Origin of the sequence: Saliphagus sp. GCM10025317 (assembly GCF_042663665.1) — an archaeon.
GTDB lineage: Archaea > Halobacteriota > Halobacteria > Halobacteriales > Natrialbaceae > Natronosalvus.
Genome location: NZ_JBHTAQ010000005.1, coordinates 1,876,080 through 1,891,564, shown reverse-complemented (window position 1 = coordinate 1,891,564; position 15,485 = coordinate 1,876,080). Strand labels below are relative to the sequence as shown.

The window sequence follows — 15,485 nt, the reverse complement described above, 5'->3', positions numbered from 1 at the left end:
TGAGCTATATAAACTTTGTCTGCGTGGCAACGATGACTTCTGTTGGTTCTTCCTCAGGTGGTCGGTGACGAGGATGATTACTCGCTTCCAGGCGACCCGTCGAACCGCCCACAGACACGGGTAGCGGTCTCTCGAACCCGTTCGTCAGGGTCCGAGTCGGCGAGGTCGGCGACAGTCGACCGATCGCTCTCGGTCCCGGCGGCGCCGAGGGCAATTACCGCGTTCATCCGAACGGACGCGTCGTCGTCCGAGAGCAGGTCCCGAAGCGTCGGGCGCATCGACTCGATCGATTCCGGACGAGCCAACGCTGCGTCGGCGACCAACGCGACGCCCGCCCGCCGCCGGTCGGCGTCCGCCGACTCGAGAAACCGGGACAGGTCGCTCGCGAACGGGGCCACTGCCTCACCGACGCACTCGGGTCGGTCGGCGTCGAGGGCGACCAGTGCATCCGCCGCACGCCACGGAACTGGGTGTTTCGTGTCGGTAGCCGCCCGTTCGGCCAGCTCGGGTGCGAACGGCTCGACGGACGCCGGATACACCGTCGCGAGGTCCTCGAGCACCTCGCAGGCGCCGGCTCGAATCAGGTGGTGGTCGTCCTCGAGGAGGGAGGCGATCGACGGCGCGGCGGATCGGACGGCTGCCGGATCGTCGGCGGCGAGCAGTGTGAGCGCCGCGATCGCGTGGAGGCGCGCCTGATCGCGTCGCTCTCGTTCCGGCTGTAGTGCCGCCGCCGCGTCCGATTTACCGGGGCCGCCAAGGTCGTCTCGAGCCGACGAAGGTGTGGAAACCGGATCGTCACAGATTGCGACGAGGGCATCGACTGCAGGGGTGATCGATGCCAGCCGCACGTGTGCGAGTTTTGCGATAGCGACGATGGCCGCCTCTCGCCCGGGTTCGGCCGGATCGATGCCGATCGATCTGAGCGCAGGGACCAGCCCGTCGACGACGCCAGGATTTTCGTCGGCGAACGCGGCAGTCGTCAACGCCGCTCGCTCGCGAACGTCGGCCGCGTCGTCAGTGAGGTGGGTCTCGAGGCGGTCACCGACGTCGTCGGCGACCGATGATCGGTCCGAGGCGAGGGCCTGATAGGCCTCGAACGCAGCCCGGCGGGCCTCCCTGGATTCGGACACGAGGAGGTCGGTGAGTTCGTCGACGTCGACCGCCTCCGGGTTCGACTCAACGACGGTACGAACCGCCTCGGCACGCTCCCGGCGATTTTTCGACGACATGGTACGCAATTACGGCCATCTCGACTTATAATTGCTGCTCGGAACGCGGGCGAGGTGCCACCGTGCCAACGGCCCCGACGGGCGCGCGCTCGAGTGCGCAATACCCGTCCGAAGGCGTGCCACTGCGGGATCCGTACGCTTCGAAAGTCGATCTGACCGGAACAATAATGAATGGGAGTTTCTAATACGTCTGCTATGGCGACCGCATACGGTGACTTACGCGAAAGTCTGCAAAGCGTAGCGTTCACGACACCGACGCCGTTTAGCGCCGACCGTGATCGAGTACTCCACGAGAAAATCGAGCAGAACGCTCGAACGCTCTACGACGCCGGGGCTCGAACGTTCATCCCCTGTGGAAACACGGGCGAGTACTACTCGCTCTCCCAAAACGAACGAATTAACGTGATCCAATCGACGGTCGACGCCCTCCCCGACGACGCGACGGTCGTCGGTGGCGTCGGCGGCAGCGCGAAGAACGCTGTCGAACTGATCGAGGCGTACGAAGCGGCCGGAGTCGACGCCGTCATGGTCATGTACCCGAGACACACCTACATCCACGAGCAGGGGTTGATCGAGTACTACCGCACGCTCACCGCGGCCACGGACCTCGGAATCGTCCTGTACAAACGTGGCGACCTGCTCAGCGAGACGGTGCTCGACGAACTCTCGACGATCGACAACGTCGTCGCCGTGAAGTACGCCGTCAACGACGTCAAGTTGTTCTCCCGGCTGGTCCAGACGGTCTCGGGAGATGTCGAGTGGCTCAACGGCGTGGCCGAGCGATACGCACTCGCGTACGCCATCGAAGGTGCCGACGGATTCACCACCGGAATCGGGAACTTCGTCCCGAAACCAGTTCTGGCGCTCGACGAGGCGCTCTCGGCCGGCGACTGGGCTCGCGCCAGACAGCTCAAGGACGCGCTTCGACCGTTCGAAGATTTTAGGGAAGAACACGGCGGCGGGTCCGCGTTCAGTTCGGCGAAGAACGTGCCAGTGGTGAAGTACGGACAGGAGTTACAGGGAATGGCCGGCGGTCCCGTCCGCGAACCCCTCGTCGAACTCTCGAGCGACGACCGCAATCGCGTCGAACGCTACCTCGAGCGACTCGAGAGCCAGAACGAGTCGACCTCTCTCGAGGCGTAACTCGAGCGAAGGGCTGTACAGTACGGCAGGGTAGGTCCCTGGAGCACTCGTTCGCTGACCGCCCGCGGATCGATAGCCGCTGAACAGACAGGTGGTCGCACCATCCGGTCGTTCTGTGTGTCGTTTCGCGAGGACACTGGGTCAAACGTGCGTTCCCCGCCCCGTAAGATTGTTCCTCGATACCGAACGAAACGAACCTATCCTGGCTCTCTTGGCTCTTTACGGTAGATACCCCAGTCGAACCCCACGAACCCGATCCGCTCTTCGATCGGCCTGAGATAGCACACTGAAAGGTACTCGAGGTGACGATGTCGGCCTCGAATTGGATCGAACGTACCGAAAGTACCTCACTGTTCTCTCATACCGAACATACATACCTTTGTGGGGAACAAAAATTGTAGATGGCGTTCCGATTAGCGTCGTCGGCCCGGTAGAGGCGAGAACGTTACATACCTAAGTTAGTAACGGGTGTGGTACCGTCTCGCAATAGTGGCTCCCGGAGTATGGCGCGATCCATCGTTCGAGCAGACGAGAGTCAGGCGGACACAACCCAAATACCGGACGGTCCGACAATGAGGGGCGATTACGAATAGGTCACGTTGATTTCGATGACGCGAGCGGTATCCCGTACCAGTTCCGGGAGCGTCGATCGGAAAGTTTCGTCGTCGATTCGCTTCTTCGGACCGGAGACGCTGATCGAACCCAGCACCGCTTCGTCCGATTTGATCGGGGCGGCGACACACCGCAGCCCTTCGATGCGTTCGCCATCATCGAACGCGAAGCCACGCTCCCGGATATCCTCGAGTCTAGCCGTGAGTGCTCCTCGATCGGTGACCGTATTCGGGGTCACTTCGGGGAGTCCGTACTCGTCGAGGATGGCCTCCCGCCGCGATTCGTCAAGGTAGGCGAGAATCGCTTTACCGACCGCGGTCGAGTGCAAGTACACGTGCGTTCCCACGTGAGAGTCCGTGGTGACCGCCTGCTTCGACCGAGCTTGATAGAGGTAGACACCTTTTCCACCCTCTTCGACGACGATCTTGGCCGTTTCCCCCGTCTCTCTTGCGAGTTCGTCTACTTCGTCTTTCGCCATCCGGTAGAGGGGATGTTTGACCCTGGCGTGACCGCCCAGCTGGAGGGCTCGAAGGCCGACGGTGTAGAACCCGTCCTCGTTGACCAGGTATCCCTCGCTCGTCAGCGTCCGCAGGTGGCTGTGAATCGTGCTCTTCGACCGATCGAAGTGGGTGGCGAGTTCGGTCACGCCGGCCCCGTCTCGGCGACGAATCTCGTCCAGGATCTCGAGCGAAAGGTGCGTCGCTTGCACCTGGCCGCCGGGGGGGAGAGCTTCTTGGTTCATAACGGGGAATGGGACTCGATCACAATAAACGTTCCTTACTGCCGAACACTTTCCGCGACGTTTCATCATCTCAAACCCGATGTGTGCGAAACAGGGTCATTCCAGGCTCGAGAACTGTTCGCCGGGAAGTCCGTCGTGTCTGGCTCCGTATTTGACGGGGTGAACGGACGATAATGGAGTCGACGTCACCGCTGGAATTGCGGTCCATCGATGCGACCGGGACCGTCGTCTCGTCTCGGCTACCCTCGAGTCGACGGTGGTGAGCGCTACAACGCCGCGACGACTTCGATTTCGACGCCGATGTCGATCGGGAGCTCGGACACCTCGACCGCACACCGCGCCGGGAACGGTTCGGACATGTACTCGGCGTACACCTCGTTGACCGCGTCGTAGTTGTCCATGTCGGTGACGTACACGTTGGCCTTGATCACGTTGTCGAGCGACGTCCCTGCTGCCTCGAGGATGGCGCCGATGTTCTCGAGGGTCTGGGCCGTCTGGTCCTGGATGTCGTCGACCTCGACTTCCCTCGATTCGGGGTTCGCTGGCCCCTGACCGGAGACGTAGACCGTGTCGCCGTGGACCATCGCTTGTGAGTACGGGCCGATACTGGCGGGCGCATCGTCGGTACTGATCTCTTCCATACGCTCTCGCAGACGGAGGCCCGAGGAATAAATCCTCCTACTCGCCTCTCGCCTCTCGCCCCGAGGGCCAGTCGGTCCCCGCGCTACTCGCCGACACCGCTGACGGGTACGCTCCTGGAAGCGACGGCTACTGGTAGTCCTCACCTCGCCGACGTTCACGTGAGCCGAAGAGTTAAGCCGCATCGATCCATCGAACCAGAGCGATGACGAAGGCCAGCGTCGACACCATGACGTACGAAGAGGCCGTCGACCGAATCCCCGACGACCCCGTTCCCGAGTTCTGGGTCGGAAACCTCGAGGCGCTCGAGGATCAGTTGCGGTCGCTCGAGCGCGGGTCGATCGCGGAACTCCCCGATTCGGCCGGCGGTCGACCGATTCAGCTGGTCACCTACGGGGCGTTCGAGGAACCCGAGTCGCGGGCGAACTTCAATTCGGCCGTCGCCTCCCGGGATCCGACGAACTACGCTGACAGAGAGCGGCGCGAAAAGCCCGTCGTCTGCTTCGTCGGTCCCGTTCACGGCCACGAGGTCGAGGGGCTGACCGGACTCTGTAACCTGCTGTCGATCCTCGAGACGGGCCGGGACCTGCGGGGACGAGCACAGCCGACCCTCCACAAGCTCGCCGACGAGTGTCGGGTCATGATCCTCCCGTGTGGGAACCCCGACGGACTCGCTCGATTCGAACCGGACTCGTTACAGGGGCTCACGCTGGCTGACCTCGAGTTCTGGGGGCAGGGAACGTGGGCCGACGACCGCCTCATCGGGTGGCCCGACGCGAAACGACAACACCCGATGACCGGCGACGACGTCGGCTTCCTTGGGTGTTACTTCAACGACGACGGGGTCAACCCGATGCACGACGAACCCTTCGCCCCGATGGGGGTCGAAGCACCGGCGATTCTCGACGTCGTTCGCCAGGAAGCGCCGGACGTGACGGTGTCGCTCCACAGCCACGGCTACCCGCCGACGCTACACCGGCCGCAGTTCGTTCCCCTGCACAAACAGTCGGATTCCCGATCGATTCACCGGACGTACAATACGCTCCTCGCGGACCTCGACGTTCCCCGACTGTACCTCCACGACGTCACTGGTGAATCCGGGCGTCCGGGGCCGTACTTCAATCTCGTGAGCGCAGCGTATCACGCCAGCGGCACGACCGGCGTACTCCACGAGTGTCCCCACGGCCTCTCCGGTGACGACGTGTTTCAGATTAGCCACGAGGGCATCCTGGACCTGCAACTCGCCCTCTACGAGGCGGTCCTTCGGCACGCGGTCGAACCGGCCGAACCAGCTGAATCGTAGGCGTTAACGGGCATTATCGAGGGTCTCGAGGCCGGGAACGCCGATTCCGGGAACTGGACGGCGTGTCCCGCTGGCGTCACTCAGCCATCGTGACGACGTAGCCGTCGAAGTTGAGGATGACCGACTGGGCCGTGTCCCCGAACAGCGCCTTTCCGGTCGGGCTTCGTTTGCGTCCCAGGAGGAAGACGTAATCGCAGTCGTTCGCCGCCGCGACGTCGAGAATCGCGTCGGCCCGGTCACCGTCGTCTTCCACGTACTTCCCGACCGCTTCCGTCTCGAGAGCGAGGTCGGAGAGGAGGTCGTTGATCGCAGTCTGGGCGACTTTTTCCGCGTATTCTCCGGGATTCGGCTCGAAACCCGACCGTTCAATCTGATCGATGGTTCCGAGTACGTCGACGTCCTTCTCGTACTCCGATTCGGTTACGACGGTCAAGACGAGCAACGGCGCGTCGGCCGCAGCCGCGAGTTCGCCGGCCTCACGAATGACCTCGACGACTGCGTCGCTCGAGTCCGTCACCACGAGTGGTCGTTCCATGCGGTCACATTGCCCATTACGTACTAATCACTTGTGGCGGGGACGAAACATGTTTGGTCCTCGGTCGCGCTCGAGACGTCATTGGCCACTCTGCTAGTGTTAGTTCTCTGCCAATCTGTACAGCAGTACTGGGCGTTCGTGGTTAGACGTGACGCGACCCCTGTCCAGGTGGTCGGTAAGTTTATGGTCGAACTCGCGGTTTCTCTGGACGAAGCGAGACCCACTGACACACAGAGTTATGAGTAACGGAAATTCGATTTCATCGACGATAACGAGTGAAGCACAGCTAGAGGACCTCCTCTCCGAACCATACCCCGAGGACGTCGAATTCGCGGAACGACTCGAGGGCGATATTATGGTTCTCGGTGCGGGCGGGAAAATGGGACCGACGCTCATCAGGCGAATGCTCAGAGCGATCGGGGAGGCGGGATCCGATTCGACCGTGTACGCCGTCTCACGGTACTCCGATTCCGCTGTCGAGGAGAGACTCCAGTCGTGGGGCGCCGAGACGATTCGGGCGGACCTCCTCGAGGAGGGCGCGCTCGAGTCGCTTCCGGACTGCGAGAACGTCATCTACCTGGTCGGCATGAAGTTCGGGACGACCGGCCAGGAGCCCAAAACCTGGGCGATCAACGCCTACCTCCCCGGCCGTGTCGCGAGCCGGTACGCGGATTCGCGGATCACCGCGCTCTCGACCGGCAACGTCTACCCGCCAGTGCCGGTCGACTCCGGCGGCTCGGTCGAGACGGACGAGACGGGGCCGGTGGGCGAGTACGCCCAGTCGTGTCTGGGTCGCGAACGCGTCTTTCAGCACTTCTCGAAGGAAAATGGGACGCCCACGTGTCTATTGCGATTGAACTACGCCGTCGAACTACGCTACGGCGTCTTGCTCGACCTCGCGAAGCGAGTGTACGCCGAAGACCCGGTTCCGCTCGAGATGGGCCACGTCAACGTCATCTGGCAGGGTGACGCCAACTCGGCATGTTTCCGCTCCCTGGAACTGGCCGATTCCCCCGCAGAAATCCTGAACGTCACCGGGCCGAACGTCCTCTCAGTGCGCGACCTCGCCGAACAGTTCGCCGACGAGTTCGGCTGCGACGTGACGTTCGAAGGCGAAGAGAAGGAGACGGCGCTTCTCAACGACGCGAGTCGATGTCAGGAGCGGTTCGCGGTTCCGAAGATGCCGGTTGACGACGTCGTCGAACTCGTCGCCTCGTGGGTCGAACAGGACGGTCCCACCCTCGGCAAACCCACGAAGTTCCACGTCCGGGACGGCGAGTTCTGATCCTGACGCCGTCGTATCGGCTTTGGTTACCAATTCGACCACCGTCTCGAGGATTCGAACTGGAAGACCGCCCCCGATTCGAGTCCAAAAATGGCTGCCTCGAGTGAAACAACTCACCACTCCGCAATACTCTCGAGCACCGAAAACGTGTAGTCGTTCGCGTCGGTACTGACGAGTGGATGGCCGACACCTATCTGAACTTCGTCGACGGGACGTGGACCGAAGCGTCTACCAGCGAAACGTTCGAGAACACGAATCCAGCCGACGTGAACGACACGATCGGCGTCTTCCAACGATCGGACGTTGAAGACGCCGAACGAGCGGTTGAGGCGGCCAACGCGGCCAAAGACGAGTGGGCAGCTACGCCGGGCCCCGAGCGCGGGCGCGTCCTCCGAGAGACGTCGACACGGCTCGCAGACCGCAAGGACGAGGCGACGACGGCGCTCGTCAGGGAAGAAGGAAAGACCGAACCAGAGGCAGCGGGCGAGGTCCAGCGAGCGATCGACATCTTCGCCTACTACGGCGAGAAGGCCGCCGATATCGGCGGCACGGTGAAGTCCTCGAGTAGCCAGGACACCCGCCTGTACACGGTCGACGAACCGCTGGGCGTTGCGGCGTTGATCACGCCGTGGAACTACCCAATCGCGATCCCGGCCTGGAAACTCGCGCCCGCGCTGGCCGCCGGCAACGCTGTCGTCTTCAAACCCGCCTCGCTCGCTCCCAACGTCGCGAGGATCCTCGTCGAGTGTCTCGAGGACGCCGGACTGCCGGACGGCGTCGTCAACTACGTCACCGGCCCCGGGAGCGCGGTCGGGTCGACGTTCGCGACCCACGAGGACGTCGACGCCGTCTCGTTCACCGGTAGCGCGAAAGTCGGAGACACGGTGCATCAGCAGGCGACCGAGGACCAGAAGCGCGTCCAGCTCGAGATGGGCGGCAAGAACCCGGTCGTCGTCACCGCCAGTGCCGGCGTCGAGGAGGCTGCCGACATCGCCGCCGGCGGCGCGTTCGGAGTAACCGGTCAGGCCTGTACCGCGACCTCACGGGCGATCGTTCACGAGTCGCTCTACGACGAGTTCGTGGATGCCGTGGTCGACCGCGCGGAATCGCTGACGGTCGGCGACGGGCTCGACGGCGCGGACGTCGGACCGCACGTGAGCGAGAGCGAACTCGAGAGCACCCTCGAGTACGTCGACGTCGGGACGAGAGAGGGTGCGACCCTCGAAACGGGCGGGGAGCGACTCTCCGAGGGCGATCACGCGAACGGCTACTACGTCGAGCCGACGGTGTTCTCCGACGTCGCACCCGAGATGCGAATCGCCCAGGAGGAGATTTTCGGCCCCGTTCTCGGCATAATCCCGGCGGCGACGTACGACGAGGCCGTCGAAATCGCCAACGACGTCGAGTACGGCCTGTCCGCCAGTATCGTCACGAACGATCTCCGCGAGTCGAACCAGTTCGTCGACGACGTCGAGGCGGGCGTCGTCAAGGTGAACCAGCAGACGACCGGGCTGGAACTCCACGTGCCCTTCGGCGGCATGAAAGCGTCCTCGAGCGAAACCTATCGCGAGCAGGGAGACGCCGGTCTCGACTTCTTCACCATCAGCAAGACGGTGTACGTGGGCTACTGAGGGCTGTAAACCGATCACACTCCTCGAACGACTGATCTCCTCGTCGTTCGTTTGGACGAGTCTCACTCTCTCGAGACTCGTCTCAGCGAGGAGGTACACGCAATCCAGTGGAACGCTCCGATCAGCAGCCGTCATCAACGGTCTCTGCTCAAGTGCGACTGTTCGCAAACGCGGCGCTTCCACGTTCGAGCGACGCGAGGGGCTCCTCGGTGAGGCCGTTCTCGCAGATGAGCCACTCGGTGCCCGCCGACGCCACTGCTGACGCGCAAGCGTCGACGTCTACGGCACCGTCCCCGACGTCGACGTGAAGGAGGGACTCGTCCCCTGGTACCGTGTCCGTGAGGTGAACGAGCGGCGCGTTCCCCGCCGTAAGCTCGAGCAACTCGAGGGGGTCGTAGCCAGCGTGCGCCGCGAGGCCGACGTCCGGTTCGAATCCGAAGCGCCCGTCGGCGTAGTCGACGAACCGCTCGAAGGCGACCCTCCCGTCGACGACGTCGAACTCGAACGTGTGATTGTGATAGAGCAGGTCGAGGTCGTGCGCCTCGAGTTCGTCGGCGACGTCGGCGAGGTGATCCGCGGCCGCTTCGATTCCCTCGACCGACTGGAAGGCACTTGCGTCGTACGACGGAACGACGACCCTGGAAACGCCGACCGACTTGCACACGTTCACGACGTCGTCGAACTCGTCTTCGATCCGGTCGACGCCTACGTGTGCACCGGCGACGACGAGGTCCGTCTCGGCAATTGCGTCCACCGTTCGCTCGAGCACCGATTCGTCCGCGAAGGAGTCGAAGTGAGCGTCGTAGAGTTCGACGCCCTCGAAGGTGGTGTCAGCCACGCGCGCGAACGTCTCCCAGATCGGTTCCTCGAAGCCTCGCAACGTATACAGCTGTATCGCTGTGCGTACCATACGCCGAAGATATCGAGGCGGGGTAAAAATACTATACCACGGGCCCACTTCTGTCGGTAGTTGACTACGAGGAGCGCACCACACTCGCGTGTTCGAAGTAACGGCAAGGTCGCCGCTGCTTCCGTTCGAGGCGTGAGTCGACAATTAGCTGTCCGAACTACAGTCGTCCGGATCCCCGATATCACCTGGCCCGGCATTCGTCGGGACGAGTTCCCCGTCCTCGACGAATCCCTCCGGTCTACCCGCAAGCCGGTCGATCATCGCGATTCGGGCGCGCTCGAGATCGCTCGCGTGTCCGGCCTCGCTCGAGAGGTCGTGCTCCTCGCCTGGATCGTGTGCGAGGTCGAAGAGCAGTTCGCTGTCGGTTACGGGATTCCAGACGTACTTGAATCGACCGTCGATCAGGTACTGGGTGCCGTTCTCCGGATCGTAGCTCCCGGCGGCGTGCTCGCCGTGGTACCACTCCCGCCAGTCCCCCCGGTCGGGGTCGCGAACGAGGTCGAGCAAATTTCGTCCCTCGACAGCGTCCGGAACGTCGACGCCGGCGACCGACAGGAGCGTCGGCATCACGTCCTCGAGTCCCACGGGTCGGTCGATGAGCTGCTCTTGTGGGAGTCCCATCGAGTCGGGGAACCGCAGCAGGAGTGGGACGCGAGCCGACCCTTCGTAGGCGTAGGTCTTTCGCCACATATGGTGGTCACCGAGCATCTCACCGTGATCGGAGCAGAAGACGACGAACGTGTTCTCGCGTTCGCCGATCAGGCGGAGTTTTTCGAAGACGCGTTTGATCTGATGATCGATGTGGGTGATGAGACCGTAGTAAGCCGCCCGCGCTCGGTGAACGACCGTCGGCGGCAGATCGGCGACCCAGGCGCTGATCCCCGGATAGTCGGGTATCTTCTCGCCGTGTTCGTCGTCGATCCAGTCGCCCATGTACGGCTCCGGGGTGTCGCGGTCGACGTACATGTCCCAGTACACCTGCGGCGGGTCGAACGGTGTGTGCGGACGGACGTAGGACAGGTTGAGGAAGAACGGGCGGGTGTCGTCCCGCTGATCGAGGAATTCGATCGCTCGTCTGGTCGTCCAGTTCGTCGGATGCTGGTACTCCTCGAGGTGCCACGGCCGCGAATCCCAGGAGTTTCGCCCGAGTCCGTGGGAAAGCTCGTCGCACTGGCCGTCGGTCTCTTGCTCGAGCCAGCGAGCGTAGTCGTCGTCCGGGTGGGCGTGGAGCGCCTCGTGCTGGTCCATGCTCTCGAAGCTGACGTGATTGCGAATCGGGAGCGAGTGGAGCTTGCCGGTGAGCTTGGTCTGGTAGCCCGCGTCGCGAAGCTCCTGCGGGAGCGTGTGCTCGAACTCCCACGGCGTCGTCACCCACCCGGGCGCGCCGTTGGTGTACGGCGTCTGTCCGGTAAGCAATGATCGGCGTGCGGGGATACACGATGGAGCGGGCGTATACGCCCGGGTAAACATCGCCCCCTTCCGAACGAGACTGTCGATGTTCGGCGTGTAGACGAGCGATCGGCCGTCGGCATCGGTCGGCGCGTGCGGATCCGCACCGATGCAGTCGCCTCGATGCTGATCGGTAACGATACACAGGATGTTCGGCCGTTCTGACATACTGTACCGCAGTGACGATGGCGACATAAGTTTACGCCTCCTTCAGACCTTTCCCGGCGGCCATTTGGGGCGTTTCCGACTCGAGCGTACGCAACTGCGACGTACGCATCTCGAGAATTCTCGACGGAGAACGGCTGGGAACCGGACCGACCGTCTATGACGCCGGCTCACGGTCGTCCTGACGGCGTCATTCGGCGCGTCGACTCGATTCTCGACTGAGCGGTTCAGACCAGGGATCGACGATTAGTGCGCGAGGGTCTATTTCGGTGGTGCGATTCACTCCACTTCAGGACCGGCGACCTCCCTTCATTCGAGTCGTCGCTCGAGTGGCGACCACCGGTAGGTACTCACGAGGCTAATCGAGGACGGAGCGTCCGAACTGTCCATAACGGAACTGGTCCAAAATAGTAGTCGTGGAAACGATTCACCCATAGGTTGCAGGCAGTCGGTCGGAACCAGCCGTTCCGGCCCTCCAGTCGCGACCGAGGGTGCAATGACGTTCAACGCCTGCTCTAGTCGAACGCGGTAGCAAACTGTTAGGCCTCGTTCGGATTCATGTCTTCGTCCTCGTTCACCCTCGTCAAACGGTGCTGGACGTAGAACCGGAAGTAGATCGTCCAGATCAGGGCGAACACGAACATGATTCCGAAGAACGGTGGTCCCTCGACGTCATAGGTCATCACCACGAATCCGCCACTGATCAGGACGCCGAGATTGTACATGAACATGGCTCCGTCAGCTATCGTGAGGTTCATGGGATACGTAGTCCGGAAGCCCGTAAAAAGGAGGGGGTTCTTCGAACCTACATTCTCCGACGGATAGCCCCGGCCAGTCGAGAATCTCCCAGGTCCTCACGGTGTGATTGCCCTCGAGTGACCGAAGGCGATCACAGCGACGTAAGATTAATCTCGATGACGTTGACGCTTTGTCTGATCATCTCCGAGAGGTCGCCACGAAGCCGATCCTCGCCCATTCGGCTGGCCGGTCCGATGACGCTCAATGTACCCAGCACCGTCCCCGACTGGTCCGTGACCGGCGCACCAACGCCAACGAGCCCTGTATCATTTCCTCTTCGTTGTACGCAATACCGCGTTCTCTCACCGCCTCGAGTGTCTCGAAGAGGTCGTCGGTATCGGTGATCGTTCGGTCCGTCTGCTGAGCCAATTCCCGTTCCTCGACGATCTCGAGCGTCGTCTGCACCGCCTGGATCCGTTTTTTCTCGCTCGAGTTCTCTCGTCGCTAGGGCATGTTCTCGCGATTCGTTCCCGGTTTCCTTCACTGTCCAGCTCTGGTAAACAGCTGTGGCACGAGGCTCGAAATTCGAGGCTCCAGATTCAAGACCGTACTCTTCGATTCAACGACGAGGAAGTCGAAATCGGAAACCGATAATCGAAAACGAAATACTGGAAACCGGGAACCGGAACCGCCTCACTACGGCCGGAGAACCGCCTTGACGACGCCATCGCGCCGTTCACGAACCGTCTCGAGTGCCGTCTCGAACTCCTCGAGCGGGAACTCGTGTGTGACGACGCCGTCGATTGTGAGGTCGTCCCGCCGGAACAGTTCGATCACCTCGTCGACCGCGTGGGAGGCAGTCACGCCACCGACGACGGTCAGTTCCTTCGCGACGATCTGGTCCGGATCGAGTTCTTTTCGCTGGCCGAAGACGCCCGTCAGGACGATCTTCCCCTGCTTGGCGGCGCTCTGGACGCACGTGTCGAGGACGTCGCCAGCCCCGGCGGCCTCGACGCAGACGTCGACGCCCTTCCCGTCCGTGTGCTCCATGATCGCCTCGACGGGGTTCTCCTCGTAGACGTTGACCGTCCGCGTCGCTCCAAGACGTTTTCCCGCCTCGAGCCGTGCATCGCGCGTGCCTGTCAGGACGATGTCCTTCACGCCCTGTGCTCGCAGGAGTTGCACCCCGTAGAGACCGAGCGATCCCGGCCCGAGGACGGCGGCGGTGTCGGTGAACGACGTCTGAATACGCTGGAGGGCGTGGAGCGTACACCCTGCCGAGTCGATCTGGCTCGCCTCGACGTCCGAGACGTCGTCCGGAAGCGGCGTCAGCGTGTACGCTGGCCAGGCGGCGTACTTTCGATAGCCGCCGTCGACCGTGAATCCGATCTCCTGCAGGTCCGTACACTGGTAGTACCGGCCGTCTCGACACGCCTCGCAGGTGCCACAGTAGACGAACCCGTGGAGCGCGACTCGCTGGCCGACCTCGAGGTGGTCGACGCCCTCGCCGAGTTCGACGACCTCGCCGGCGACTTCGTGACCGAGCACGACCGGGTAGTCGGTCCACGGCGGTCCCTCGCCCTCGATGAGGCCGATGTCGCTGCCACAGATACCGATCGCACTGACGCGAACCAGCGCCTCGCCGGGTGCTGGTTCGGGAATTTCGCGTTCTTCTGCCCACACGTCTCCGGTCCCGTCGGTGACGACTGCCTGTTGTCCCTCCGTTCGATCGACGCTCATGTCGTCGCGATCACCTCGTTACCCTGCTCGCTCGCGTCCTCGGCTGCCACGCGAACGGCGTCCGAAACGGCCGTTTCGAACGACGGTCGAAGGGAGTCGTTCAATCGACGTTTGCCACCAGAATGACGACTGCCTTTGCCGACAGTTCTGGTGAACAAACCGATCACTCCTGGAGCGCTGCTCGTGTGAATTACTTCCATAGTCCGGCTCAGTCTGGTGGTGACGCTCGACGTCGATAATACTACCGATGCTCCCAACCCCTCTCGACGTGGTGTTTCGCCTCGTGAACCATCTCGAGACGTGCGCTGTTCACAGAAAGCCAGCACGACCGCCAGGCTGACCGGGCTAAACCGAGCGAGGACGAGAGAACGGACGCTCTCACGACCTGTGCCGGCTTCGGGTCTCGAGACTCGCGTGTAGCGTCAGTAATAGGGCTGGTAGTCCTCGAGGAACGCCCGCCCGTCCACGCTGTAGGCCGCTAACGAGTCGGACGTCGGCGTGATCGTTCGGCCCGTTTCGAGTGCGGCGTTCGCTCCGAGCAAGAGGGTCGCAGCGTCGAGAATTCGTTCGCCGGTCGCCTTACGCGCTCCAGTTATGGCCTCGACGAACGCGTTCAGGTAGACCCGATACATCCCCTTGAGGTCGCCGTCGCTGGTTCCGACCTTCCGGACCATCGTCTCGTCGCCAACGCCGACGAACGTGAACGTTTCACGGTCGCTTTCTCCATCGAGTCGGACAGTAGCATGCGAGCCATCGACGAAGACGACGTCGACCGATTGCCCCGGGCCATCAGCAGGGGCGACGCTCGCCCACCGATGGCCGACGAGAAAACAGATCGCGTCGACGACGTGACAGCCGTAGTAGAACGGATTACCGTATCCGACGCCGTAGAACAGCCGACTGTCGCCGGCAACCTCAACCGAGCGAAGGGAGGGATGGTACGGTACCGCGGAGCCGCCGAACAGAGGCGTCTCGCCGGCGGCCGTCCGGATCGCTCGAACGTCCTCGAGCGACCCAGCGATCGGCTTGTCAACGGCCGTCGGAACGGCGTCACGTAAAAAGGGGACGGCGAGGTCACGGTGCGTGGTCCAGTCGACGGTCAAAATCATGACCGCGTCGACGTCGTCAGCCATCTCGAGCGGTTCGTCGTACAACGTCGCTCCGTTTCGTTCACTGTAGGCTCGAGCGTACACTCGATCTCGAACGGCTCCCCCGTCCCAGACGCCCGCGAGCGAGGTTTCCGGGTGGTTTCGTATCGCCATCGCGTACGACTCGGCGTGGCTCGTATCTAACCCGACGATGCCGATTTCGACCATTGCCGGCCACTGACGGTTCATCGACTTAAATTGCTCGCGAATAGGGAT

At 62.6% G+C, this 15,485-nt stretch carries 13 protein-coding genes and 1 pseudogene; 4 read left to right on the top strand and 10 right to left on the bottom strand.

Going from position 1 to position 15,485, the window contains the following annotated elements:
- Window positions 1-77: 77 nt before the first annotated feature.
- Entirely contained in the window at window positions 78-1,229 is a 1,152-nt protein-coding gene (locus ACFQS4_RS11300; protein ID WP_497901607.1) for a HEAT repeat domain-containing protein, read from the bottom strand.
- Window positions 1,230-1,424: 195 nt separating this feature from the next.
- Here ACFQS4_RS11300 and ACFQS4_RS11295 point away from each other — a divergent pair, with 195 nt between their 5' ends.
- Window positions 1,425-2,372, top strand: a complete 948-nt coding sequence (locus ACFQS4_RS11295) for a dihydrodipicolinate synthase family protein (protein ID WP_497901606.1) — start codon at window positions 1,425-1,427, stop codon at window positions 2,370-2,372.
- Window positions 2,373-2,955: 583 nt separating this feature from the next.
- Here ACFQS4_RS11295 and ACFQS4_RS11290 read toward each other — a convergent pair.
- Window positions 2,956-3,726 (bottom strand): IclR family transcriptional regulator, encoded by a 771-nt coding sequence (locus tag ACFQS4_RS11290; protein WP_497901605.1) that lies wholly within the window; start codon window positions 3,724-3,726, stop codon window positions 2,956-2,958.
- Window positions 3,727-3,992: 266 nt separating this feature from the next.
- Window positions 3,993-4,367, bottom strand: coding sequence for a Rid family detoxifying hydrolase (locus ACFQS4_RS11285; RefSeq protein ID WP_497901604.1), 375 nt, complete (start codon window positions 4,365-4,367; stop codon window positions 3,993-3,995).
- Between the two features lie 203 nt (window positions 4,368-4,570).
- On the opposite strand from ACFQS4_RS11285, the gene ACFQS4_RS11280 reads away from it, so the two are divergent.
- Window positions 4,571-5,668 carry a M14 family zinc carboxypeptidase gene (locus tag ACFQS4_RS11280; RefSeq protein WP_497901603.1) on the top strand — a complete coding sequence of 366 codons (1,098 nt, stop codon included), beginning with the start codon at window positions 4,571-4,573 and terminating at the stop codon, window positions 5,666-5,668.
- A 76-nt stretch (window positions 5,669-5,744) separates the two neighbouring features.
- Here ACFQS4_RS11280 and ACFQS4_RS11275 read toward each other — a convergent pair whose 3' ends face one another.
- Complete coding sequence (locus ACFQS4_RS11275; protein ID WP_497901602.1) at window positions 5,745-6,203, bottom strand: universal stress protein; 459 nt, start codon at window positions 6,201-6,203, stop codon at window positions 5,745-5,747.
- Between the two features lie 238 nt (window positions 6,204-6,441).
- On the opposite strand from ACFQS4_RS11275, the gene ACFQS4_RS11270 reads away from it, so the two are divergent.
- Together ACFQS4_RS11270 and xacF are read left to right on the top strand one after the other, a co-directional pair.
- A complete protein-coding gene (locus tag ACFQS4_RS11270; protein ID WP_497901601.1) occupies window positions 6,442-7,488 on the top strand; it encodes an NAD-dependent epimerase/dehydratase family protein in 1,047 nt (348 codons plus the stop codon).
- Window positions 7,489-7,667: 179 nt separating this feature from the next.
- Window positions 7,668-9,119 carry a 2,5-dioxovalerate dehydrogenase gene (xacF, locus tag ACFQS4_RS11265; protein ID WP_497901600.1) on the top strand — a complete coding sequence of 484 codons (1,452 nt, stop codon included), beginning with the start codon at window positions 7,668-7,670 and terminating at the stop codon, window positions 9,117-9,119.
- A gap of 148 nt (window positions 9,120-9,267) precedes the next feature.
- Here the strand turns inward: xacF and ACFQS4_RS11260 are convergent, their stop codons facing one another.
- The 6 genes and pseudogenes from ACFQS4_RS11260 to ACFQS4_RS11235 form a co-directional block, all read right to left on the bottom strand.
- The gene (locus ACFQS4_RS11260) at window positions 9,268-10,029 is read right to left on the bottom strand and encodes a sugar phosphate isomerase/epimerase family protein (RefSeq protein ID WP_497901599.1); all 762 of its coding nucleotides are present in this window, start codon (window positions 10,027-10,029) and stop codon (window positions 9,268-9,270) included.
- A gap of 144 nt (window positions 10,030-10,173) precedes the next feature.
- The gene (locus ACFQS4_RS11255; RefSeq protein ID WP_497901598.1) at window positions 10,174-11,646 is read right to left on the bottom strand and encodes an arylsulfatase; all 1,473 of its coding nucleotides are present in this window, start codon (window positions 11,644-11,646) and stop codon (window positions 10,174-10,176) included.
- 536 nt (window positions 11,647-12,182) lie between these two features.
- A complete protein-coding gene (locus tag ACFQS4_RS11250) occupies window positions 12,183-12,401 on the bottom strand; it encodes a DUF8074 family membrane protein (RefSeq protein ID WP_497901597.1) in 219 nt (72 codons plus the stop codon).
- 131 nt (window positions 12,402-12,532) lie between these two features.
- Window positions 12,533-12,846, bottom strand: a pseudogene (locus ACFQS4_RS11245) (IclR family transcriptional regulator domain-containing protein).
- A gap of 231 nt (window positions 12,847-13,077) precedes the next feature.
- Window positions 13,078-14,121 carry a zinc-dependent alcohol dehydrogenase gene (locus ACFQS4_RS11240; RefSeq protein WP_497901596.1) on the bottom strand — a complete coding sequence of 348 codons (1,044 nt, stop codon included), beginning with the start codon at window positions 14,119-14,121 and terminating at the stop codon, window positions 13,078-13,080.
- Between the two features lie 422 nt (window positions 14,122-14,543).
- Window positions 14,544-15,437: a Gfo/Idh/MocA family protein gene (locus ACFQS4_RS11235; RefSeq protein WP_500193282.1), complete on the bottom strand. Its 894-nt coding sequence runs from the start codon at window positions 15,435-15,437 to the stop codon at window positions 14,544-14,546.
- Window positions 15,438-15,485: the final 48 nt, after the last annotated feature.